Annotated in this window: 19 protein-coding genes and 1 tRNA gene; 7 read left to right on the plus strand and 13 right to left on the minus strand. The window is 73.2% G+C overall.

What is annotated here, in order from left to right:
- Positions 1 to 2: 2 nt before the first annotated feature.
- The gene (murI, locus tag FHR77_RS08790) at positions 3 to 857 is read right to left on the minus strand and encodes a glutamate racemase (RefSeq protein ID WP_056056524.1); all 855 of its coding nucleotides are present in this window, start codon (positions 855 to 857) and stop codon (positions 3 to 5) included.
- 80 nt (positions 858 to 937) lie between these two features.
- Between murI and FHR77_RS08795 the strand changes: the two genes are divergently transcribed.
- The gene (locus FHR77_RS08795) at positions 938 to 2,188 is read left to right on the plus strand and encodes a nicotinate phosphoribosyltransferase (RefSeq protein WP_243861739.1); all 1,251 of its coding nucleotides are present in this window, start codon (positions 938 to 940) and stop codon (positions 2,186 to 2,188) included.
- A 10-nt stretch (positions 2,189 to 2,198) separates the two neighbouring features.
- On the opposite strand, the gene FHR77_RS08800 is transcribed toward FHR77_RS08795, so the two are convergent.
- Genes FHR77_RS08800 through FHR77_RS16015 form a run of 3 tightly spaced genes read right to left on the minus strand, consistent with a single transcriptional unit; the run spans position 2,199 to position 5,477 of the window.
- A complete protein-coding gene (locus FHR77_RS08800; RefSeq protein ID WP_156370054.1) occupies positions 2,199 to 2,459 on the minus strand; it encodes a DUF3039 domain-containing protein in 261 nt (86 codons plus the stop codon).
- A gap of 25 nt (positions 2,460 to 2,484) precedes the next feature.
- Positions 2,485 to 4,050 carry an ABC transporter permease gene (locus tag FHR77_RS08805; protein WP_167259729.1) on the minus strand — a complete coding sequence of 522 codons (1,566 nt, stop codon included), beginning with the start codon at positions 4,048 to 4,050 and terminating at the stop codon, positions 2,485 to 2,487.
- The gene (locus tag FHR77_RS16015) at positions 4,026 to 5,477 is read right to left on the minus strand and encodes an ABC transporter ATP-binding protein (protein ID WP_243861633.1); all 1,452 of its coding nucleotides are present in this window, start codon (positions 5,475 to 5,477) and stop codon (positions 4,026 to 4,028) included. Before FHR77_RS16015 ends, FHR77_RS08805 begins: the two co-directional genes overlap by 25 nt.
- Positions 5,478 to 5,844: 367 nt before the next feature.
- On the opposite strand from FHR77_RS16015, the gene FHR77_RS08815 reads away from it, so the two are divergent.
- The 5 genes from FHR77_RS08815 to FHR77_RS08835 all read left to right on the plus strand — a co-directional run bounded on the left by FHR77_RS08815 (position 5,845) and on the right by FHR77_RS08835 (position 9,348).
- The gene (locus FHR77_RS08815) at positions 5,845 to 6,519 is read left to right on the plus strand and encodes a phosphocholine cytidylyltransferase family protein (RefSeq protein ID WP_056058840.1); all 675 of its coding nucleotides are present in this window, start codon (positions 5,845 to 5,847) and stop codon (positions 6,517 to 6,519) included.
- A gap of 93 nt (positions 6,520 to 6,612) precedes the next feature.
- Complete coding sequence (locus tag FHR77_RS08820; protein WP_167259731.1) at positions 6,613 to 7,410, plus strand: ABC transporter permease; 798 nt, start codon at positions 6,613 to 6,615, stop codon at positions 7,408 to 7,410.
- A complete protein-coding gene (locus FHR77_RS08825; RefSeq protein WP_167259732.1) occupies positions 7,410 to 8,201 on the plus strand; it encodes an ABC transporter ATP-binding protein in 792 nt (263 codons plus the stop codon). The genes FHR77_RS08820 and FHR77_RS08825 overlap by 1 nt, the downstream gene beginning before the upstream one ends.
- A 9-nt stretch (positions 8,202 to 8,210) precedes the next feature.
- Positions 8,211 to 8,978, plus strand: coding sequence for a hypothetical protein (locus tag FHR77_RS08830; protein WP_208380765.1), 768 nt, complete (start codon positions 8,211 to 8,213; stop codon positions 8,976 to 8,978).
- A 91-nt stretch (positions 8,979 to 9,069) separates the two neighbouring features.
- On the plus strand, positions 9,070 to 9,348 hold the full coding sequence (locus FHR77_RS08835; protein ID WP_167259519.1) for a hypothetical protein: 279 nt from the start codon (positions 9,070 to 9,072) through the stop codon (positions 9,346 to 9,348).
- A gap of 12 nt (positions 9,349 to 9,360) precedes the next feature.
- Here the strand turns inward: FHR77_RS08835 and FHR77_RS08840 are convergent, their stop codons facing one another.
- The 6 genes from FHR77_RS08840 to FHR77_RS08865 form a co-directional block, all read right to left on the minus strand.
- A complete protein-coding gene (locus FHR77_RS08840; protein WP_167259733.1) occupies positions 9,361 to 9,666 on the minus strand; it encodes a helix-turn-helix domain-containing protein in 306 nt (101 codons plus the stop codon).
- Positions 9,667 to 9,744: 78 nt separating this feature from the next.
- The gene (locus tag FHR77_RS08845) at positions 9,745 to 11,034 is read right to left on the minus strand and encodes a CDP-glycerol glycerophosphotransferase family protein (protein WP_424955779.1); all 1,290 of its coding nucleotides are present in this window, start codon (positions 11,032 to 11,034) and stop codon (positions 9,745 to 9,747) included.
- Between the two features lie 57 nt (positions 11,035 to 11,091).
- Positions 11,092 to 11,937, minus strand: coding sequence for a glycosyltransferase family 2 protein (locus FHR77_RS08850; RefSeq protein ID WP_341777293.1), 846 nt, complete (start codon positions 11,935 to 11,937; stop codon positions 11,092 to 11,094).
- 35 nt (positions 11,938 to 11,972) lie between these two features.
- On the minus strand, positions 11,973 to 12,782 hold the full coding sequence (locus tag FHR77_RS08855; protein WP_056056534.1) for a CDP-alcohol phosphatidyltransferase family protein: 810 nt from the start codon (positions 12,780 to 12,782) through the stop codon (positions 11,973 to 11,975).
- Between the two features lie 7 nt (positions 12,783 to 12,789).
- Entirely contained in the window at positions 12,790 to 13,833 is a 1,044-nt protein-coding gene (locus FHR77_RS08860; RefSeq protein ID WP_167259734.1) for a glycosyltransferase family 2 protein, read from the minus strand.
- 155 nt (positions 13,834 to 13,988) lie between these two features.
- Complete coding sequence (locus tag FHR77_RS08865; RefSeq protein ID WP_208380767.1) at positions 13,989 to 15,779, minus strand: S1C family serine protease; 1,791 nt, start codon at positions 15,777 to 15,779, stop codon at positions 13,989 to 13,991.
- A gap of 178 nt (positions 15,780 to 15,957) precedes the next feature.
- Here FHR77_RS08865 and FHR77_RS08875 point away from each other — a divergent pair, with 178 nt between their 5' ends.
- The gene (locus FHR77_RS08875; RefSeq protein ID WP_167259735.1) at positions 15,958 to 17,157 is read left to right on the plus strand and encodes an aminotransferase class I/II-fold pyridoxal phosphate-dependent enzyme; all 1,200 of its coding nucleotides are present in this window, start codon (positions 15,958 to 15,960) and stop codon (positions 17,155 to 17,157) included.
- Here FHR77_RS08875 and FHR77_RS08880 read toward each other — a convergent pair.
- The 3 genes from FHR77_RS08880 to FHR77_RS08890 form a co-directional block, all read right to left on the minus strand.
- Positions 17,154 to 18,284, minus strand: coding sequence for a glycerate kinase (locus FHR77_RS08880; RefSeq protein ID WP_167259736.1), 1,131 nt, complete (start codon positions 18,282 to 18,284; stop codon positions 17,154 to 17,156). The two genes, FHR77_RS08875 and FHR77_RS08880, sit on opposite strands and share 4 nt — an antisense overlap.
- A 183-nt stretch (positions 18,285 to 18,467) precedes the next feature.
- Positions 18,468 to 18,541: transfer RNA gene (locus FHR77_RS08885), tRNA-Met, on the minus strand.
- A 143-nt stretch (positions 18,542 to 18,684) separates the two neighbouring features.
- Positions 18,685 to 21,630, minus strand: coding sequence for a UPF0182 family membrane protein (locus tag FHR77_RS08890; RefSeq protein ID WP_208380769.1), 2,946 nt, complete (start codon positions 21,628 to 21,630; stop codon positions 18,685 to 18,687).
- Positions 21,631 to 21,689 lie beyond the last annotated feature (59 nt).

Below are 21,689 nucleotides of genomic sequence, written 5' to 3' on the forward strand. Positions count from 1 at the left end.
GGTCAGGAGGCGCGGCGGGCGCGGGCGGCGCCGGGCAGCTCGATGGCCCCGGTCTCGAGGTGGCCCACCCTCGAGATCTCGGGCCCGAGGAAGCGCTTGGCGAGCCGGAGGAACGACGACTTGTCGGGGCCGGTCGCGTCGAACTCGTACCGCGGCGGAGCGGACCCGGTGGCCTCGAGGTCGTGGTCGACGAGCGTCCGGTACACGTCGGCGGCCGTCTCGTCCGCGCTCGAGACGAGCCGCACCTCCGGCCCCATCACGTACTGGATCGCCGCCGACATCAACGGGTAGTGCGTGCAGCCGAGCACGAGGGTGTCGACCCGCTCGGCGCGGAGGGGCGCCAGGTACTCCTCGGCCACGGCCCGCAGCTCGGCGCTCGACGTGTCGCCCGCCTCCACGAACTCGACGAAGCGGGGGCAGGCCTGCGTGAACAGCTGCAGGTCGGCGGCGGCCGCGAAGGCGTCCTCGTAGGCCCGGCTGTTGACCGTGCCCTCGGTGCCGATGACGCCGATCCGCTTCGTGCGGGTCTGCTGCACGGCCGAGCGGACGGCCGGCTGGATGACCTCGACGACCGGGATCCCGCTGCCGATCGTGTAGCGCTCGCGGGCGTCGCGGAGCACGGCGGCGGAGGCGGTGTTGCAGGCGATCACGAGCAGCTTGACGCCCTGGGCCACGAGGTCGTCCATCACGGCGAGCGCGTACCGGCGGACGTCCGCGATCGGCTTGGGCCCGTAGGGCGAGTGCACCGTGTCACCGACGTAGAGGACCGACTCGCGGGGCAGCTGGTCGATGATGGCCCGCGACACGGTGAGCCCGCCGACTCCGCTGTCGAAGACTCCGAGGGGTGCGTCCGTCACGCGTCGAGCCTACCGGGCCCTCCGCCCGTAGGCTGGGCCGCGTGACCAGTGCACTGCTGACCGACCGGTACGAGATCACCATGGTGGAGGCGGCCCTGCGGGCCGGCACCGCCCACCGCGAGAGCGTCTTCGAGCTCTTCGCGCGACGGCTGCCGGAGGGGCGGCGCTACGGCGTCGTCGCCGGCACGGGGCGCTTCCTCGCCGAGCTCTCCCGGTTCCGCTTCGGCGAGGCCGAGCTCGAGTGGCTGCGCGAGGGCCGCATCGTCGACGGCGCCACGCTCGACTGGCTCGCCGACTACCGGTTCTCGGGCACGATCCGCGGCTACGCCGAGGGCGAGGTCTACCTCCCCGGCTCGCCCCTGCTCGTGGTCGAGTCGACCTTCGCCGAGGGCGTGCTGCTCGAGACCCTCGCCCTGAGCGTCTTCAACTACGACTCGGCCGTGGCCAGCGCGGCCGCCCGGATGGTCTCCGCCGCGGACGGCCGCCCCCTCGCCGAGATGGGCTCGCGCCGCACCGGCGAGCGGAGCGCCGTCGCCGCCGCGCGAGCGGCGTACATCGCGGGCTTCGGCGCGACGAGCAACCTGGAGGCCGGTCGCACCTGGGGCGTCCCGACGATGGGCACGGCCGCCCACGCCTTCACGCTGCTGCACGACTCGGAGGAGGACGCCTTCCGGGCGCAGGTCGCGACCCTCGGCCCGGGCACCACCCTGCTCGTCGACACCTACGACATCGAGGCTGCCGTCCGCACCGCGGTCGAGGTGGCGGGCACCGGCCTCGGGGCCGTCCGCATCGACAGCGGCGACCTGCCCTCGCTGGTGGCCCAGGTGCGCCGCCAGCTCGACGACCTCGGTGCCACCGGCACCCGCATCACGGTGACGAACGACCTCGACGAGTACACGATCGCCGCCCTGCGCGCCGCCCCGGTCGACAGCTACGGCGTCGGCACGTCGGTCGTCTCCGGCTCGGGCCACCCCGCGGCCGGGATGGTCTTCAAGCTCGTCGCCCGGCAGGACGACGACGGCCGGTGGGTGTCGGTCGCCAAGAAGTCGGCCGACAAGGCGACGGTCGGCGGCCGCAAGTCGCCGGTGCGCACGCTGACGTCGGGGGTCGCGCAGCAGGAGGTCGTCCGTGTCGACGACGCCGAGCCCCGTGAGGGCGAGCGCGCGCTCCTGGTCGACCTCGTGGTCGACGGGGTGGTCGACGACCGGTGGCTGGGCGAGGCGGGCACCCGGCGGGCGAGGGAGCACCGGGAGGCGGCGGTCGCGGAGCTGCCCGCGGGCGCCTTCCGGCTCGGTCGCGGCGAGCCCGTCCTGCCGACCGTCTACGAGTGAGGGGTGAGGGCTACTCGCCCTTCATCTTCTCGTAGATCTCCTTGCAGGTCGGGCAGACGGGGAACTTCTCCGGGTCGCGCCCCGGGGTCCACTTCTTGCCGCAGAGCGCCTTGACGGGCTTGCCGCTCAGCGCCGACTCCATGATCTTGTCCTTCTTCACGTAGTGCGAGAAGCGCTCGTGGTCGCCCGGGTCGATCGCCTCCTCGTTGAGGAGCTTCTCGAGCTCGCGATCGAGGACGTCGAGGCCACCGCCGGTTTCCGTGTTGCTCATGGCGACCATCGTACGTCGAGGCGACTCAGCTGCGCAGCGTGAAGGCCAGCAGCTCCGGTGCGCGTCGGGCGAACACCCGGGCACCGACGAGGACGCCCACGAGCAGGGCGACGAGGCCCACGCCGAGGCCGGCCGCGAACGACCAGGCGCCGGCCGGCTCGACACCGGCGAGCAGGTGGCGCCCGGCGAACCAGAAGGCGGGGCCGGTGAGCAGCAGGGCGCCGGCGATCATCGTGACCTGGGCGGTCACCGCCGCCCCGCCGTTCGCCTGCGGCTGCTGGAACGGGTCGTCGTGCGGGCGCACCGCCGGGTACGGCATGGCGGCCGACACGACGCTCGAGAGGCCGAGGCCGCTCAGCAGCAGCCCGGCGCTCACGCCGAGCTCGGGCAGCAGCGCCGTCCAGTCGCCGAAGCCCCACACCGCGACGAGCGAGCCCAGCACGACCAGGGGCACGCCGAGCAGCAGCGGGGGCGCGAGCCTCCCCACGCGGTCGGCGAGGCCTCGGGTGTCGGCCGCGACGTGCAGCCACAGCGCCGTGCTGTCGTACGCGACGTCGTTGTGGGGCAGGAACCCGAGGATGAGGCACATCAGCGGCACCGGCACGAGGGCGAGCCAGTGCCAGCTGACGCCCGCGATGCCGAGCGGGAGCACGAGCAGCGGCAGGATCGGCAGGATCACGAGCGACATGCGGTACCGCGCGTCGCGTGCCCAGTAGGTCAGGCTGCGGGCCGCGACCGCCCCCGTGGGGCTCGCGACGACGAAGTCGAACCAGCCGAGGCCGGTCGCCTCGTCGGCCACGTCGGGCTCGGGCTGGTCGACGAAGGCGCGGGCCACGAGGAGGCGCCAGGCCAGCCACAGCAGCGCCAGCGTCAGCAGCGCGACCGCCAGGTCGGCGACGACCCGGCCCGTCTCGCCGGCGGCGGCGTGGCCCGGCAGCGCGAGCGCGGCGCCGAACGGCGTCCAGGCGAGCGAGTCGGCCACGACGCCCGTGCCCGACGACCCCGGGAGGGACGCGCGGACGAGGTCGACGACCAGCGGCACGAGCAGCAGCGCGAGCACCACGCCGCCCGCGGCGAGGAACTGCCGCGACCGCTTCGTGGTCAGCACCACGGTGTTCACCGTCGAGGCGACGAGCAGCAGGCCGCAGGCCGTGAGCCCGGCCAGGACGGCGGCGACGACGGCCAGGCCGGCGACGTCGGCGCCGGAGTCCCACGACCGCACGTAGCCGGTCGACAGCACGAGCAGCGCGAGGGTCGGCAGGCCGACCAGGGAGCCCAGGGCGAGCCCCGCGGCGGCCGGCCCCTCCGGGACGCCCAGGACGGCCAGGCGACGAGGGTCGCTCCAGGCCGGCCGGACGGTCGCGAAGGGCACCACGGCGAAGCCGAGCATCAGCAGGGACCCGCCGCCCACGACGAGCGCCCGCGTGTCGGAGAGGGGGGAGTCGCGGAGGCTGCCGACGAGGCCGGCCAGCGCGAGCGAGACGAGGAGGACGAGGAGGACCGAGACCACGGAGATCGTGAGACGACGGGGGCCGAAGCGCACCGTGTTCGCGATCGTCTGCAGCCTCAGTCGGAGAAGCTCTGCAACCATTCCATGCCCTCCGTGACGGCGCGGCCGCCCGCGATCTCGACGAAGGCCTGCTCGAGCGACCGGCCCGCGCGGACCTCGTCGACGCTGCCGCTGGCGAGCACGTGGCCGTCGACGATGACCGCGACGCAGTCGCAGATGCGCTCGACGAGGTCCATGCTGTGGCTGGACAGGAGCACCGTCCCGCCGCCGGCGACGTAGCGCTGGAGCACGTCGGTGACGGTCGCCGCCGACACGGGGTCGACGGACTCGAAGGGCTCGTCGAGCACCAGCACCCGCGGCGAGTGGATGACCGCCGCCGCCAGCGCGATCTTCTTCGTCATGCCGACGGAGTAGTCGCTCACGAGACGGCCGAGGGCGTCCTGCAGCCCGAACGCCGTCGCGAGGTCCGCCGACCGCTTGCGGGCCGTGGCGCCGTCGAGGCCCCGGAGGGTGGCGGAGTAGTAGAGGAGCTGCGCTCCGGTGAGCCGGTCGAAGAGGCGGAGCCGGTCGGGCAGCACGCCGAGGGCGCGCTTCGCGGCGGCGGGGTCGCTCCACACGTCGGCGCCGAGGACGGTGACGCTGCCCTCGTCGGGGCGGAGGAGGCCGGTGACGATCGAGAGGGTCGTGGTCTTGCCGGCGCCGTTGGGGCCGACGATGCCGTAGAAGGAGCCGGCCCGGACCTCGAGGTCGACGCCCTCGACGGCGACGGTGCCGCCGTAGCGCTTGCCGACGCCCTTGATCGAGAGCACGACGGGGCGCTCGTCGGGGTCCGCCGCGGGCGCGTCGTCGGCACGGGCGCCCGACTCGGCGTCGGCGTCGGCGTCGGGTACGGGAGAGGTGCTGTCGACGTCCGGCTCCGGATCGGTCGTGGGCCCCTGCTCGGGCTCGGGCTCGACGGCGGGCTCGGGCTCCGGCTCGACGGCGGGCTCGGGCTCCTGCTCGGGCTCCGGCTCGGGCTCCGGCTCCGGCTCGACGGCGGGCTCGGGCTCGACGGCGACCTCCGGCTCCGTCTCGACGACGGCCGCCTCCGCGGCTCGTGCCGCCACCGCGTCGTCCGCCCGGGCCGCGGCCTCGGCGTCGGCCTCCGCCTCCGCGGCCTCGGCAGCCGCGGCCGCGGCAGCCGCGGCGGCGCGGGCGCGAGCGTTGGCGGCGCGTGTCGCGGCGGCCTTCTTCGCCGCCGCCGACCGGTCGGCGGCCGTCCGCGTCGAGGCCGGCTTGCGCTTCGCGGAGGGTCGGGCGGCCCGGGCAGCGGCGGCGGCGGGTCGCTCGGCCGTGCCCGCCCCCGGCGTCGTGGCCTCCCCCGAGGCCTCGGCCCGCGCCTCCCCCGGCTCGTCGCCGGTCGTCACGTCGTCGCTCATGTCGTCCCCCCGGGGCAGCTCGGCGGCCCGTCCGCTCACGGTGGAGTCGGCATCGGCGACGTCGTCCTGATCGTCGCGCGCGAGGGCCATGTGCCCACCGTACCAACGCCCCGGTGCCCCGGCGGCCCGGCGGCGCGCATCACGGAACGGTCACGACTCGGTCGCCACGAGACGCCGAGCGGGGTCTGCCGGTAGTCTGTGCCGAGCACGATGACGTGTCCAGATCGAAGCTCCGCGGTGAACACCGCTCGAACACGAGACGAGGATCGACGCCCGGGACGGGCCCGATCCCCACCGGCGGGGCACCGGGAGAACGGCGACCAGTCCGCTCTCGCCCCCTCCGTCGCCAGACCACCGCCGACGGGGCAGACGCCAAGGAGACCCCGTGACCACGAACGCCTCGAGCAAGAACAGCAGCACCGACCGCGCCGCCGAGCTCGCGACCCAGCAGGTCGTCATCCTCGCCGCCGGCCTCGGCAGCCGCCTCGGCCGCTCGCTGCCCAAGTCGCTCACCGAGCTCAGCGACGGCCGCACGATCATGCAGCAGCAGTTCGAGAACATCCACGCCGCCTTCGGCCCCCGCGCCCGCGTCACCGTGGTCGTCGGGTACAAGTTCGAGCACATCGTCGAGGCCTTCCCCCACGCGTCGTTCGTCTACAACGAGCAGTACGACCAGACCAACACGTCGAAGAGCCTCATGCGGGCGCTCCGCGCCAGCTCGGCCGGCGGCGTCCTCTGGATGAACGGCGACGTCGTCTTCGACCCCGAGGCGCTCCGCCGCGCCGCGCGCCTCGTCCGTGACGACCAGTCGTTCGTGACGGTCAACACCTCGAAGGTCTCCGACGAGGAGGTCAAGTACACGACCGACGCCGAGGGCTACATCGCCGAGCTCTCGAAGCAGGTCAAGCACGGCCTCGGCGAGGCCGTCGGCATCAACTACGTCTCCCGGGCCGACAAGCCCGCCCTGCTGCGCCAGCTCGGCAAGGTCGACGCGCAGGACTACTTCGAGCGCGGCATCGAACTGGCCATCGACCAGGACGGGCTACTCTTTGAGCCCGTGGACATCTCCGACCTCTACGCCGTCGAGGTCGACTTCGCGGAGGACCTCGAGCGCGCGAACCTGTTCGTCTGACGGTCAGCCCGTCTGACCATCAGCACGTCCCGCGACCTGGCCGTCGAGGCTCGCCCTGCCCCCCCGAGGTGTCCCTGACCGCAGAGGACACCCGTGAGCACAGCCCAGGCCGAGCGCCCTCGGCGATCGTCGTCGGCGCGCTACCGCCAGACCCTGTGGCTCCTGACGAGCCGTGACCTCAAGGTCCGGTACAGCACCTCGGCGTTGGGCTACGTGTGGTCGATCCTCGACCCGCTGGTCATGGCGGGGATCTACTTCTTCGTCTTCCAGGTGGTGTTCCGCCGGTCGGTGGGCGACGACCCCTACATCGTCTTCCTCCTCAGCGGCCTCCTGCCCTGGATGTGGTTCACCGGGGCCGTCTCCGACAGCACCCGCGCGTTCCTCCGCGAGGCGAAGCTCGTCCGGTCCACGAAGATCCCGCGCACGATCTGGGTGCTCCGCCTGGTCGCCTCGAAGGGCATCGAGTTCGCCCTCAGCCTGCCCGTCCTCGCGCTCTTCGCCGTCCTCGGCGGGGCGCAGCTGCACTGGCAGGTCGTGTTCTTCCCGGTCGCGATGGCCCTGCAGGCGGTCCTCGTCGCCGGGGTGGGCCTCCTCGTCGCCCCCCTCGTGGTGTTCTTCCGCGACCTCGAGCGAGCGACGAAGCTGGCCCTGCGCTTCCTCTTCTACGCGTCGCCGATCATCTACGGCACCCGTGACCTGCCCGAGAGCCTGCACCTCCTCGCGGCCTTCAACCCGCTGAGCGGGATCTTCGGGCTGTACCGCTCCGCGTTCTTCCCCGAGCAGCTCGACCTGACGGAGGCCCTCGTCGGCGCGGGCATGTGCTTCGTGCTCCTCGCCGTCGGCCTGGCGGTCTTCCGATTGAGCGAGCGCGCCGTCCTGAAGGAGATCTGATGAGCTCGAGCACGCGGCCGGGGCGGACGCCCGCCGAGGAGGTCGACGGCCCCGTCATCCGGGTCGACGGCGTCGGCATCCGCTTCCGCCGCAACAAGCGCGGCCGCCGGTCGTTCAAGGACCTCTTCTCCGACAGCAGCCGTCGGTCGCGCCCCGGTGAGTTCTGGGCGCTCCGTGACGTCAGCTTCACGGTGCAGCCGGGCGAGGCCATCGGCGTCGTCGGGCGCAACGGGCAGGGCAAGTCCACGCTGCTGAAGCTGGTCGCCGAGGTGATCCTGCCCGACACCGGCACCGTCTCGGTCGTCGGCGGGGTGGCGCCGCTGATCGAGATCACGGGCGGGTTCGTGGCCGATCTGTCGGTCCGCGACAACGTCTACCTGACGGCCGGCCTGCACGGCATGAGCCGGGCCGAGATCGACGAGCGCTTCGACGAGATCATCGACTTCGCCGAGATCTCCGCCTTCGTCGACACCCCGTACAAGCACCTCTCGAGCGGCATGAAGGTGCGGATCGCCTTCTCCGTCATCTCACGGCTCGACGAGCCGGTCATCCTCGTCGACGAGGTCCTGGCGGTCGGCGACAGGGCGTTCCGCGAGAAGTGCTACGCACGCATCGAGGAGATGCTGGCCGACGGCCGGACCCTCTTCCTCGTGTCGCACAACGAGCGGGACCTCAAGCGCTTCTGCTCGCGGGGCCTGTACCTCGACGGCGGCCGGCTCGTCCTCGACGGCCCCCTGGACGAGGCGCTGGCACGGTACTCCTCCGATCACCCTCCCCGCCCGGCGGCGTAGGCTCCAGCGATGCCCGACCAGACCGTGCCCGAGGGCCCGCAGCCGCTCCCGCCCGTCCCGTCCGACGTCGTCGCGGAGGCCGACGAGACGTCCCCGTTCAGCGAGTCCCCGTGGCTCCGACGCCTCGACGCGGTCCTCGCCGTCCAGCGGCCGGTCGCCGTCGCCCACGTGCGGCGGCTCCGGCGTCGCCACCCGAGGGCGACCCCCGAGAAGCTCGTGCGGATCATCGAGCGCGAGTACCTCACCGCCGTCACGGCGGGCGGGGCCGCGGTCGGCGCCAGCGCCGTCGTCCCCGGCATCGGCTGGGGCATCTCCCTCGCGCTCTCCGGCGTCGAGACCGCGGGCTTCCTCGAGGCCAGCGCCCTCTTCTCCCAGTCCGTGACGGAGGTGCACGGCATCGCCCTGACCGACCCCGACCGGGCCCGCGCCCTCGTCATGGCGATGCTGCTCGGCGCGCCGGGGGCGTCGCTCGTGCGCCAGTTCGCCGGGGAGGCCCTGGGCACCGCGCCGGCGCGCACGGCGTTCTGGGGCGAGCTCGTGACGCAGAAGCTGCCCAAGACCGCCATCGACGGCCTCATGGGCAAGGTGCGGAAGCAGTTCGTCCGGCGCTTCGCCGCCTCCCAGGGCGCCAGCATCCTCGGCCGCGCCGCGCCGTTCGGCATCGGAGCCGTCGTGGGAGGCGCGGGGAACCACGCGCTCGGACGCAAGGTCGTGCAGAGCGCCAGGACGGCCTTCGGCCCGGCACCCGCCGCCTTCCCCCTCGAGATCCACAGCTAGCCCGCACGCCCGTCGACGCCGACCCTCCCCACGACGCCGTCGTCCACAGGGTCAGCGCGCGAGTGTCGGCGGGCCGACCTACCGTCGCGCCATGGACACCACGACCGCCTACCCCGTCCCCCTCGTCGTCGACCGCTCCCGAGGGCCGCGGGTGCAACGACTCCTCAACGTGGGCGACGAGCCCCTCCTCGACCTCCGCGTGACGTTGCTCGACACCGGCCTGCTCGTGCCCGTGGCGACCTCCCGGCTCGAGCCCGGCGGCTCGATGAGCGTCAGCGTCATCGGCCCGGAGCTCGAGCGTCGCGGCATCGCCGTCGTGCGGTGGTTCCGCCCCGGCGGAGACGAGTACCTCTGGCGCTTCAGCTTCTGACGGTCGCCGTGCTCAGCGGCCCGAGCGGGCTCGCCGCTCCGCGACGTACTCGGCCGCGGTGAAGGTCTCGATCACGGGCGGGAGGTGCTCCGCGCTCATCCCCGCCACGAAGGTCGCCGGGTCGACGCCCAGCACGACGGCCAGGCGCACGATCGTGTGCAGCACGGGGTTTCCGACCCCTCGCTCGATCTTGCCGTAGTTCGACACGTTCATGCCGGCGAGGTGCGCCACCTCGTCCTGGCTGAGCCCGAGGCGCTGGCGCTCCTGGCGGACTCGATCACCGAAGAGGTGGGCGGCGGGCGACGAGGGCTCAGGCATGCATCATGAGTACGCGTCCTGCGCACAGAACTCCAGATGCCGTGCCGCCCGGGCATCGATCACCGGTGGCTGCATGCCCTAGAGGCCGTCGTCACCGGTGTCCGGGGAGTCGTTCTCCCCGAGCGCGCGCAAGGGGAGGGGGTACCGCGCGGCGTACTCGTCGCGCCGGGCCACGAGACGGGCGACCGCGTCCTCGAAGCGCTGCGTCGCCGCCCCGGGGGTGGTGTCGCCGAAATGGTGCCGCACCCAGTGCTGCAGACGCCCCTGCGCCTCCGGGTCCGCCTGGACCCTGTCCAGGACCTCCACCACCCGCGACGCGTCGTCCGCGGTCAACCACTCCGCCGCGCCCAGGTAACCCCGCTCGTCGACGTCCGCCAGGGGCGACGTGGGCCGGGTGACCACGAGGGGCCGACCGGTGGCCAGGCGGTCGTAGACCATCGCCGAGATGTCGCTGATGGCCACGTCGGCGACCGCGAGCTGCCACCCGAGCTCCCCCCCGGCGTCGTGGACGTGCTGGGCCGTCGGGTCTGCGGCGTTGGCCGCCGCCACGGCCGCGACGATCTCCTCGTGGGCTCGCCGGTACTCGCGGTCCACGACCCCGCTCCGGGGGTGGGGGCGGTAGATGACCCGGTGGCGGCCGCTCGCCAGCAGCGCCGCCACGAGCCGGGTGCCGTGGCTGGCGATGGAGCCGTAGGCCGCGGCGGCCCGGTCGCCTTCCCAGGTCGGCGCGTAGAGCACCACGGTGCGGTCGTCGGGCGTGAAGGGCACGTCTCCGGCCGTGTGGTCGGCCTGGGGCCGCCCGACCGGGACGGCCCGCGTGTCGAGGTCGTAGTCCCAGAGCACGGCCGCGAGGCGCTCCCGCGCGGCGTCGCCGGCCACGAAGGCGTAGTCGTACGCCTTGAACTGGTTCGTGGTCATGTACATCTTGTCGCTCTCGCCGTGGTTGACGAAGACGTGCCACATGCGCCCGTAGCGCATCATCTGGAAGTTCTTGGCGTTCTGGTTGACGTAGAGCGTGACGGCCAACGGGTGCGACTCCACGAAGGCCTCCAGGTCGGCCACCTGGCGGGCGTACACGACCGGGACGGGCGACTCCTCCATCAGCGCCAGCATGGCCCCGGGCGACCGCGACACGATGGCCACCGGGAAGGTCTCGGCGAGGTGCGCGAGCGGCGCGTACCACTGGCGGATCTGGTACATGTTCACCGACGTGTCGGCGAAGTAGACCGCGACCCTCACGGAGCCGGGCTCCGGCGCCCGACGGAGCCGCTCACGGTCGAGACGCTCGAGACGCCGCCGCTGCTGGCGCGACCGGAGGGCCCGACGGGCGAGTCCGCGGGCGAGTGAGAGATCTCGTCTCAGGGGCACGAGGTCGTCCTCCGATCGGTGGCGGTCCGGGCGGGGTGCCGACCGGGCTGATCCAGGCTAGATCACCGGCGGCCGGCCCGCCCTCGCCATCCGGGCCACGGCGGCCCACCCGATCGAGCGGCGGCCGCCCGGGCTCGTGCGCCAGCCCTCCGCCCAGCCGCCGAACCACTGGCCGAGGCGCACGGGCGTGCGGGCCCAGCGCAGCACCTGGACGATCGTCCACGACGCCACGTAGACGGGCACGAGCGGCCACGGGAGGTTGCGCTTCGCCAGCCACACCCGGTTGCGCGCGTTCAGGCGGTGGTACTCCGCGTGACGGGCCGGGTCGATGGCGGGGTGGTGGGCGACCAGCTCGCCGTCGTAGCGCACGCGGAGGCCCTGGGCCCAGACCCGCCAGGCGAGCTCGATGCCCTCGTGGGCGTAGAAGTAGGGCTCGCCCCAGCCGCCGCAGGCGTCGAAGACGTCGCGGGGCAGGAGCGTCGCGCCTTCCCAGACGGAGAAGACGTCGCCGCTGTCGGTGGGTTCGCCCTTGCGGATGCGCGGGATCCACCGGCGAGGCGACGTCGCCCCCGTGGGGTCGACGACCCGGGGCTGCAGGAGCCCGACGTCGCCCTCGCGGCGCACCACGGCGATCGCGTCGGCGAGGAACGTCGGAGAGGGGAGGGAGGCGTCGTCGTCGAGGAAGAAGATCCACTCCCCCGAGACCCTCCCGGCGCCGCGGTTGCGACCAGCGGGGATGCCCACGTTGGCGGGCAGCTCGAGCACGGCGACCCCGTCGGGCACGGGCCCCGGCCCGCCGCCGTTGCCGACGCAGACGACGTCGAGCTCGACGCCCTGCTGGCGGAGGAGCGACGAGAGCCCCGCCGTGAGGTCCGCCGGCCGTCGGCCCTGCGTCAGGCTCACGACCCCGACGCGGGGCAGGCCGGCCGCGCCGGCGCTCAGGACCTGACCCGCTTCGAGGCCATGATGGCGACGAAGTGCCCCACGAGCGCGAGCACCGAGAGCGGCAGCAGCACGGCCACGAGGACCCGGTCGGCGCCGAGCGGGTCGCCCACGACCAGCCCGACGACGGCTGCCAGGACGGCCAGCATCGTCAGCTCGACCGAGTGGTAGAGGCGGTGGAACGGCACGAACCGGGCCGCCGAGCGGAGCCGCGCGAGGAGCCGCCCGGAGGGCACCGTGGCGCCGCCCCGCTTGTCGGCGAGGCGGTCGAGGCCCGCGGCCGCCCGGGCGACGTGGACCATGTCGTTGAGCGCCTTGTTCAGCACCACGACGAGCGCGAGCGCGCACCCCAGCGTGGTCCAGAGGTAGTCGGCGGGAGCGTCGAAGGGCCAGCCCGCGGCCCGCACCCCCAGCACGACGGGGATGAGCGCCTCGGTGGAGTAGTGGCCGACCTTGTCGAGGAAGACGCCCGCCGGCGAGCTCGTGCCGCGCCAGCGCGCGACCTCGCCGTCGCAGCAGTCGACCAGCATCTGCAGCTGGCCGAGCACCAGGGCGAGCATCGCGCCGCCGATGCCGGGCACGAGGAGGGCCGCCGCCGTCGCCCACCCGGTCAGGATCATGAGGCCGGTCACGCCGTTCGCCGTGACGCTCGTCCGCAGCAGCCACCACGTCAGGTACGGCGACACGTCACGCAGGTACAGCGAGGCCGTCCAGTGCTCGGCGTTCGCCCGGCTGCGCACCTCGGGGGGCTGGGCGACCCGTCGGAGCTCGTCGATGGAGGTCGGCCTCGTGGGCAGCGAGGTCATGGCGCGGCTACCTCCCGGTGTGAGCGGTGATGTTCTTCGTGAGCGACAGGAAGCCGAAGACGAAGCCGGATCCCCAGCCGAAGTGGATGGAGGGCAAGACTACGAGAAACCACAGCCGCGTGCGGAGGCTCTCGCCCCGCGCGGCGAGCACGGCCGCCGCGACCACGAAGAGCAGGTACGCCCCCGGCGCCGCGAAGCCGAGCAGCGCCCAGGCCCACGGGCTGCCCACGGCCGCGCCGACGACCCCGACGAGGCCCACGAGGAGGCCGGCTCCCGCGCCGACGACCATCGCCGGCGGCACGAGGTAGCGCAGCGTGTTCGCCTTCGGGAACCGCCGGGCGAGCTCGCCCCGCCAGAGCCCGGTCGCGACGAACTGCCGGACGAGCTTGTGGAGGCTCGGCCGGGGCCGGTAGGTCACCACGAGCTCCGGCGTGAACCAGACCGTGCCCCCGGTCGCCCGCAGCCGTCGGTTGAGCTCCCAGTCCTGGCCGCGCTTGACGCCCTCGTCGAAGAGGCCCACCTCGAGCAGGCGGGAGCGCACGAAGACGCCGAGGTAGGCGGTCTCGGCGGGCCCCTCCGCGCCTCCGACGTGGTGGGGAGTGCCCCCGAGGCCGACGCGGCTGCCGTACGCGCGCGCCACCGCCCGCTCGAAGGGGGTGCGCCCCTCGGCGAGCATGATGCCGCCCACGTTGTCGGCCCCGCTCCGCTGCAGGGCCGCGACGGCGAGCCGCGTGTACTCGGGGGGCAGGACGGAGTGCGCGTCGACGCGGACGGTGACGGGGTGCACCGAGGCCCGGATGGCGACGTTGAGGCCGGCCGGCGTCGAGCCGACCGGGTTGGGGATGCTCCGGATGCGCGGGTCGGCCGCCGACATCTCGGCGACGACCTCGTCCGTCCTGTCCACGCTCGGCCCGAGGGCGAGCAGCACCTCGAAGGGGCCCTGGTAGTCCTGCGCGACGAGGCTCTCGACGGCGGCCCGGATCTCCGCCTCCTCGTTGAGGACGGGCATGACGTACGAGACACCGGGGAGGGGCGTGTCGGGCAGTGCCATGGTGTCGGGCCTCGGGCTCACGGCGCTGGGCGCACGGTCGGGGACGGGGGATGCCGCCGGCATCCCCGCGAGCCTACCAACAGGCGAGGGCGGGACCGGGGATCCCCCGGGCCCGCCCTCGTGGCGCGCTGTCGCGGCCTGCGCCGCGCTCGGCCTCAGCTCGTGAGCGTGCCGAGCGTGACGGAGGCGGTGGCCGACTTCCCGTCACGGACGTACGTGAGGTCGGCCGTGCTGCCGCCGGCCAGGAAGCGTACCTGGGCGGTGATGTCGGTGCGGCTGGTGACCGGCACGCCGTTGAACTCGGTGACGACGTCGCCCTTGCGCAGGCCCGCCGCCTCGGCGGCGCCCCCGCTGCTGATCTCCACGATCACCGCGCCGACGCGGTCGGCGCCCTGCACGTTCGCGGCGTCGTCGACGCTCGCCCCGAGGAGGCCGTGCGACGCGGAGCCGTTGGCGATGATCTCGTCGGAGACGCGCTTGACGAGGTTCGACGGCACGGAGAAGCCGACGCCGATGCTGCCCGACGACTCGCCCGAGCTCGCGATCGCGACGTTGAGGCCGATCAGCTCGCCCTGCGCGTCGAGCAGGGCGCCGCCCGAGTTGCCGGGGTTGATCGACGCGTCGGTCTGGATCACGGGCAGCGAGATGACGCTGCTCGCCTGGTTCTGCGTGCTGCCGTCGCCGTTGTTGAACGAGAACGGGCCCTGGCCGTTGTTGTCGTTCTGCTGCCCCTCGTCGGAGCCGTCGGTCGGGGCGGCGGACGACTGCACGGTGATGCTGCGGTTGAGGGTCGACACGATGCCGTCCGTGACCGTGTTCGAGAGCCCGAGCGGGGCCCCGATGGCCACCGCGGTGTCGCCGACGTTGAGCTTCGACGAGTCGGCGAAGGTGATGGGCTTGAGGCCCGTCGCGTCGATCTTCAGGACGGCGAGGTCGACGGTGGGGTCGAGGCCGACGACGGTGGCGGGCAGGATGCTGCCGTCGCTGAGGGTGACCGAGATCGTGCCGGAGGCGCTGGCGCCGTCGAGCGTGACCACGTGGGTGTTCGTGACGAGGTAGCCGTCGTCGGAGACGATCACGCCGGAGCCGGTGCCGCCCGACTGGCCGGCCGTCACGTTGATGGTGACCACCGACTCCGTCGCCTTCGCGGCCACGGCGGTGATCGCCGTCGCGTCGGCGTAGTCGTTGACGGTCAGGTCGCGGGACTGGCCGACGACCGTCGAGCTGCCGCCGCCGGCCACCGCGCCGCCGACGACGCCGCCGAGGGCCCCGCCGCCGAGCAGGCCGACCGCGAGGGCCGCCGCGACGACGCCTCGGCCACGGCGGGGCTTCTTCTCCGTCGGCACGGGTGCCGCCCAGGTGCCCTGCGGCTGCCCGTCGGCGGCCGGCCACTCGGCCTGCGGAGCCGTCTGCTGGTCGTGCCAGCCGGCCGTCTGCCGGTGCTCGCCGGCCTGCGCGTAGCCGGGCTGCTGGTACGACGCGGGCTGCTGGTAGCTGCCGGGCTGCTGGTACGAGGCGGGCTGCTGGTACGACGCCGGCTGCTGGTACGACGCCGGCTGCTGGTACGAGGCGGGCTGCTGGTACGAGGCCGGCTGCTGGTAGCTGCCGGGCTGCTGGTACGACGCAGGCTGCTGGTACGAGCCGGGCTGCTGGTAGGGCGGCTGCTGCTGGTAGGGCGGCTGCTGCTGGTAGGGCTGCGGGTGGTCACCCGCCTGCTCGTGGCCCGCCTGCGGGTACGACGACTGCTGCCCGCCTCCCTGCTGACGGGACGCCTCCTCCTCGGCCAGCGACCTCGGGGTGCTCCCCGGCAGGGGCGGGGCGCCGAAGCTCACGCGGGGCACGTCGTCCGACCCGCGCGGGGCCTCGGCGGGGTCACCCGGCGTGACCGGCTCCGTGGGGCGGGTGGCGTCGTCGGAGTCGTCGGTGCCTCGGGGGGTGTCGTTCATGGTCGCGGTGCTCCTTCCAAGCTCCGCCAGCCTGGCCCCTCTGCCTGTGGGGAACATATGGCGAGCCTGAGCGGGTCCTGCGGCCACGGCATGCGCCCGCCGAGCGTCAGGTCCGTGCCCGTCACGGGACGACGCCGGGCTGGCCGGTGGGCCGGGCGGCGGCTACGGTGTCGGGACCATGACTGCACCAGCCCCCTGGCAGCGCGTCGCCCGAGGCGCCCGGCTGCTCGACGACGACGGCCGACTCGCCACCACGATCTTCGCCGAGATGTCCTTCCTGGCCGCCGCGACGGGGGCGATCAACCTCGGGCAGGGATTCCCCGACGAGGACGGTCCGCGCGAGGTGCTCGACGCCGCGCACGCGGCCCTCGACGCCGGCCTGAACCAGTACCCGCCCGGCCGCGGCGTGCCCGTGCTGCTCGAGGCGGTCGCGGCGCACCAGGCGCGGTTCTACGGCCTGCAGCTCGACCCCTCGCGCGAGGTCCTCGTGACGGCCGGCGCCACGGAAGCACTGGCCGCGACCCTGCTCGCCCTCGTCGACGAGGGCGACGAGGTGCTCACCCTCGAGCCCTTCTACGACGCCTACGGCGCCGTCATCGGCCTCACGAAGGCGACCCACCGGACGGTCCCGCTCCGGGGCGCGGACTTCCGCGTCGACCACGACGAGCTCCGGGCCGCCTTCTCCGACGCCACAGCGGTCGTCCTCGTGAACGACCCGCACAACCCCACGGGCAGCGTGCTCGACGACGAGACCCGTCAGCTGCTCGTCGACCTGGCGATCCGCCACGACGCCGTGGTCGTCACCGACGAGGTCTACGAGCACATGCTCTTCGACGGCCGTCGTCACGTGCCGATCGCGACGCTGCCGGGCGCCGCCGACCGCACGGTCACCATCTCCAGCGCGGGCAAGACGTTCAGCGTCACGGGCTGGAAGATCGGCTGGGCGACCGGGCCCGCCGAGCTGCTGACGCGCATCCTCACCGTCAAGCAGTACCTCACCTACGTCAACGGGTCGGTCTTCCAGCCGGCCGTCGCGGTCGGCCTCGGCCTGCCCGACTCCTACTTCGCGGGCCTCGCCGACAGCCTGCAGCGACGCCGCGACCTCCTCACGGAGGGGCTGACGGCCGCCGGCTTCGGGGTGTCGCCCTCGAGCGGCTCGTACTTCGTGGTGGCCGACTCCCGCCCGCTCGGCTTCGACGACGCGGCGCAGCTCGCCCGTCGGCTGCCCGAGCTCGCCGGGGTCGTCGCCGTGCCCGTGAGCGCCTTCTGCGGGCCGGAGCTCGCCCGCGAGCACTCGTCGCTGCTGCGGTTCGCCTTCTGCAAGACGACCGCGGTGCTGGAGCGTGCCGGCGACCAGCTCGCCCGCCTGCGGACCTAGTCGACCTGGGCGCTCGCGTCTCCCTCGCGGAGGGCGGTCTCCCGGCGCGCGAGCTCGCGACCGGCCTCGCGCAGCCACGGCTCCGGCCGGGCGGACGACTCGGCTGCTCCGCCGGCGAGCTCGCCCAGCTCCACGACGACGTCGAAGGAACCGGTCCCCGCGGCCACGGACCCCGCGACGAGGGCGGTGCGCACCCCGGCCCGGGCGGCCTCCGAGCAGACCCAGGAGACGACCTTGCCCTCGGCGGTCTGGGCGTCGTACCGGCCCTCCCCCGTGACGACCACGTCCGCCGTCTCGACGAAGGAGCGGGCGTCGACGGTCTCGGCGACCGCCTCGGCACCGGACTCGAGCACCGCGCCCCAGAGCAGCAGGCCGAAGGCCGTGCCCCCGGCCGCCCCCGCCCCCGGGGTGGCGGGGTCGACGTCGACGAGCGACGCGAACGAGGCCAGCGCCGCCTCGAGCGCGAGCACGTCGTCGGGGCCTGCGCCCTTCTGCGGCCCGAAGACGGCAGCCGACCCCCTCGGGCCGAGGAGCGGGCTACGGACGTCGGTCAGGCCGACCACGCCGTCGACCGGCAGGGCGCGGAGCCCGCTGAGGTCGAGCCGTGACGCCGCGGCGAGGCCGTGGGAGCCGTCGACGACGGGCTCCCCCAGCGAGTCGAGGAGGCGCGCGCCGAGCTCGGTCAGCATCCCCGCGCCGCCGTCGGTGGAGGCGCTGCCGCCCAGCGCGACGAGCACACGTCGCGCCCCGGCGTCGAGGGCGGCAGCGACGACTCGACCCAGCCCGCGGGTGTGGGCGTCGTACGGCTGCGGACGCGTCAGCAGGCCGAGCCCGCTCGCCGCGGCGAGCTCCACCACGGCCACGGCCCCCGGCAGGAGCAGCCAGGGCGCCGTGACGGGCCGCCCGTCGGGCCCGGGGACGGAGAGCTCGTGCCGCACCGCACCCGGCACGGCCGACTCGAACGCGTCGAGGGTGCCCTCGCCCCCGTCGGCGAGGGGCAGGAGGCGCACGACGTCGTCGGGGCGGACCTCCCGCCAGCCCGCCGCCAGGGCGGCGGCGGCGGGGGCCGCAGCGATCGTGCCCTTGAACGAATCCGGGGCGACGACGACGGAGAGGGGCGACTGCATGTCCACACAGTGGCACGTCCCGGCGCGCCCGGCGAGGGCGGACCCGGCCCGCGCGGCGGCGGGGACGACGGCGAGGGCCACGAGACCTGCCCGGCGGACCGCCGGCCGGCCGCATCTCGCGGGCCGGGAACGACGAAAGCCCTGGTCAGGAGACCAGGGCTTTCGTGTGTGTCGCGTTCTCTGTTGCGGGGGCAGGATTTGAACCTACGACCTCTGGGTTATGAGCCCAGCGAGCTACCGAACTGCTCCACCCCGCGGCACAAGAAGAAACATTACCAGGCGATCTGCGACCTGTCCAATCGGCACGGCCGCCGACCTCGGGTCGGCGCCCGAGAGACGACCGACCGCCCCTCGACCGGGGTCGAGGGGCGGTCGGTCGTCACCGGTGCAGTGGCCGGCGCTACTGGCCGGCGGTCGCGGACTCGCTCGCGGTCACCGCGGCCTCGAGGGCGGTCTGGAGGCGCTCGTCGGCCTCGGCCGCGGCCACCAGGTCGTTCGACTGGTACGCCGCGCTGCGGTCCTCGAGGGCCGACTGCGCATCCGCCAGGGCCTGGTCGAGCTGCGAGTTGCCGGTCGCGCCCGTGTCGGCGCCGGCACCCGTGTCGGGGGCGTCGTCCGTGCCCGCGTCACCGGTGTCGCCCGTGCTCGTGTCGCCTTCCGGCACTCCCTCGTCGCCCGCCTGGGCACCCGAGTTGCCGCCGAAGAGCGAGTCGAGCGCTCCGTTGAGGGTGTCCTCGAAGGCGATCTTCTCGCCGAACGAGACGAGCACCTTCTGCAGCACGGGGTACGACGTCTCGCTGTTCGACTTCACGTAGATCGGCTGCACGTACAGCAGGCCGCCTCCCACCGGCAGCGTGAGCAGGTTGCCCCGCACGACGCTGGTGTCGCCGCGGGTGAGCAGCGCGAGCTGGTTCGCCACGGCCGTGTCGGTGTTGAAGTTGTTCTGCACCTGGCCCGGGCCGGGGACGGTGTCCGTCTTGGGCAGGGTCAGCAGCGAGAGCTTCCCGTAGTCGGGCGAGATCTCACCGGGCGTCGTGCCCGCGTCGGCGTTCGCAGCCAGGTACCCGGTCAGCACGTTCCGCGCGTTCTCCCCCGACTGCTGGGGGATGTACGTCGAGTAGATCGAGAACGCCGGGTCCTGGTCGGGCAGCTGCAGGGTCAGGTAGTACGGCGGCTGCAGCGGCGGGTTGGCCGTGTTGCTCGTCGGCTCGTTCGGCGTCACCCACGCGTCGTCGCTCGAGTAGAACGAGTCGGCGTCGGTCACGTGGTAGGTGCCGAGGATGGCGCGCTGCACCTTGAACATGTCCTGCGGGTAGCGGACGTGCTGCATGAGGTCGACGGACATGTCGCTCAGCGGCTTCGTCGTGGAGGGGAAGATCTTCTGCCACGTCTTGAGGATCGGGTCCTCTGTGTCCCACGCGAAGAGGTCGACCGACCCGTCGTAGGCGTCCACGGTCGCCTTGACCGAGTTGCGGATGTAGTTGATCTCGTTCGACGCGTAGACCGGTCGCTCGGTGTAGGTGTCGGCGATCGCGTCCGACAGGGCCTGCGGCTTCGAGTACGGGTACTCCGGGGTCGTCGTGTAGGCGTCGACGATCCACTTCACCCGTCCGTCGACGACGGCCGGGTACGGCGCGCTGTCGATGGTGAGGTAGGGAGCGACCTTCTGCACGCGCTGGGCCGGGTCGCGGTCGTAGAGGATCTGCGACTGGTCGTTGACCGCGTCGGAGAGGAACACCTGCTCCGACTGGAACTTGATCGCGTAGATCAGTTTCTTGAACGCACTGTCGAGCTTCGGCCCGCCGTCGCCCTCGAAGGTCGTGGTCTGGTTCGTGCCGTTGTCGTTCGCGCCCGAGGGGTAGTCGAGCTCGATGTCGTCGCCGCCGTCGCCGCCGACGATCGAGTAGTCGGGCGACTCCTGGCCGAAGTAGATGCGCGGCTCGTAGGTGTCCGAGTCGCCGAGGGCGCCCGTCACCGGGATGCCCGACTCGAGGAAGACGGGCTGGCCGTCGGCCGAGCGCTGGTTGCCGTAGGCCGCCACGACGCCGTAGCCGTGCGTGTAGACGAACGTCGTGTTGTACGGGGTCGCCGAGTTGCCGAGCTGGTCCGTGTTGAGCTCGCGCACCGCGATGACGGTGTCCTGCTGCTGGCCGTCGATCGTGTAGCGGTCGACGGAGAGCTGCTCGGGGAAGCTGTAGTACTGGCGGTACTGCTGCAGCTGGGCGAAGGCGTCGGTGACGAGCGCCGGGTCGATGATGCGGATGTTCGCGGTCGTGACCGCGTCGCCGGCGAGCGCGCCCGCCTCGGCGTCGCTCTGCGCGTCGTAGGACTGCTCCTCGACGTCGGCCACCCCGTACGCCTCCCGGGTGGCGTCGATGTTCCGCTCGATGTAGGTCGACTCGACCGTCCGCTCGCTCGGCTCGACCTGGAACCGCTGGACGATCCAGGGGTAGATGCCGCCGACGATGATGCTGATGATGATCAGCGCGGCAGTGCCGATGACGGAGAGCCGCCACTTGCCCACGACCGCGGTGACGATGAAGAGGATCGCCACGACCGCCGCGGCCAGCGCGAGGATCTGCTTGCCGGGGATGCCCGCGGCGACGTCGGTGTAGGTGGCGCCGGTGACGAGCTTGTTCGTGCCGTCGGTGAGCGTCGCGTACTGGTCGAGCCACAGGCTGAGGCCCTGGAGGGCCAGGTAGAGCGCGGCGGTGACGGCCAGCTGGATGCGCGCCACGCGGGAGATGCGCACGTCACGGCCCGAGAAGCGCAGCGCCCCGTAGAGGTAGCTCGTGGCCAGGGCCGCCAGGCCCGCGATGAGGACGACGGCCGACGCGAAGCCGACGGCGCCCTGGTAGAAGGGCAGCTCGAAGACGTAGAAGCCCACGTCGAGGCCGAACTGCGGGTCGGTCTCGCCGAAGGAGGTGCGGTTCAGCCACTGCAGGGTGACCTGCCAGCGCGTCGAGGTCGCGATGCCCGCGAACAGCCCGAGCACGATCGGCACGCCGAGCACCACGACGCGGCGGAGGGGCTCGATGACCTGCTGGTAGCGGTCGAGCTGCGAGTTGAGCTTCGCGTAGACGGGGCGGAACCGGAACGCCACGTCGATGCTGACCCAGACCGGGACGGCCATGGCGACGAAGCCCACGAGGAACATCACCGCGCCCGCGATCCACTGCGTCGTCAGCACGTTCGCGAACCCGAGCTGGTCGTACCAGAGGTAGTCCGTCAGCAGCGACGAGAAGATGAAGAACGCGATGACGAGGGCGGCGAGGATCGCCACCGTCACGAGGACCGGCGCTCGGGGCGAACGTCGCGGGGTGCGCGACGATGCAGGTGACGTCAAGAGGGTGCTCCTGGCTCAGGGGACGTGGACGGCCATCCTACGTGTCGAGCCTGACCGTT

The organism is Frigoribacterium endophyticum (assembly GCF_011759585.1).
GTDB classification, from domain to species: domain Bacteria; phylum Actinomycetota; class Actinomycetes; order Actinomycetales; family Microbacteriaceae; genus Frigoribacterium; species Frigoribacterium endophyticum.

Coding starts and splice junctions, on each gene's coding strand:
- FHR77_RS08795 (WP_243861739.1), top strand. CDS start 938: ATGGTGGAGGCGGCCCTGCGGGCCGGCACCGCCCACCGCGAGAGCGTC.
- FHR77_RS08800 (WP_156370054.1), bottom strand. CDS start 2,459: ATGAGCAACACGGAAACCGGCGGTGGCCTCGACGTCCTCGATCGCGAG.
- FHR77_RS08805 (WP_167259729.1), bottom strand. CDS start 4,050: ATGGTTGCAGAGCTTCTCCGACTGAGGCTGCAGACGATCGCGAACACG.
- FHR77_RS16015 (WP_243861633.1), bottom strand. CDS start 5,477: ATGGCCCTCGCGCGCGACGATCAGGACGACGTCGCCGATGCCGACTCC.
- FHR77_RS08825 (WP_167259732.1), top strand. CDS start 7,410: ATGAGCTCGAGCACGCGGCCGGGGCGGACGCCCGCCGAGGAGGTCGAC.
- FHR77_RS08830 (WP_208380765.1), top strand. CDS start 8,211: ATGCCCGACCAGACCGTGCCCGAGGGCCCGCAGCCGCTCCCGCCCGTC.
- FHR77_RS08835 (WP_167259519.1), top strand. CDS start 9,070: ATGGACACCACGACCGCCTACCCCGTCCCCCTCGTCGTCGACCGCTCC.
- FHR77_RS08840 (WP_167259733.1), bottom strand. CDS start 9,666: ATGCCTGAGCCCTCGTCGCCCGCCGCCCACCTCTTCGGTGATCGAGTC.
- FHR77_RS08855 (WP_056056534.1), bottom strand. CDS start 12,782: ATGACCTCGCTGCCCACGAGGCCGACCTCCATCGACGAGCTCCGACGG.
- FHR77_RS08860 (WP_167259734.1), bottom strand. CDS start 13,833: ATGGCACTGCCCGACACGCCCCTCCCCGGTGTCTCGTACGTCATGCCC.
- FHR77_RS08865 (WP_208380767.1), bottom strand. CDS start 15,779: ATGAACGACACCCCCCGAGGCACCGACGACTCCGACGACGCCACCCGC.
- FHR77_RS08875 (WP_167259735.1), top strand. CDS start 15,958: ATGACTGCACCAGCCCCCTGGCAGCGCGTCGCCCGAGGCGCCCGGCTG.
- FHR77_RS08880 (WP_167259736.1), bottom strand. CDS start 18,284: ATGCAGTCGCCCCTCTCCGTCGTCGTCGCCCCGGATTCGTTCAAGGGC.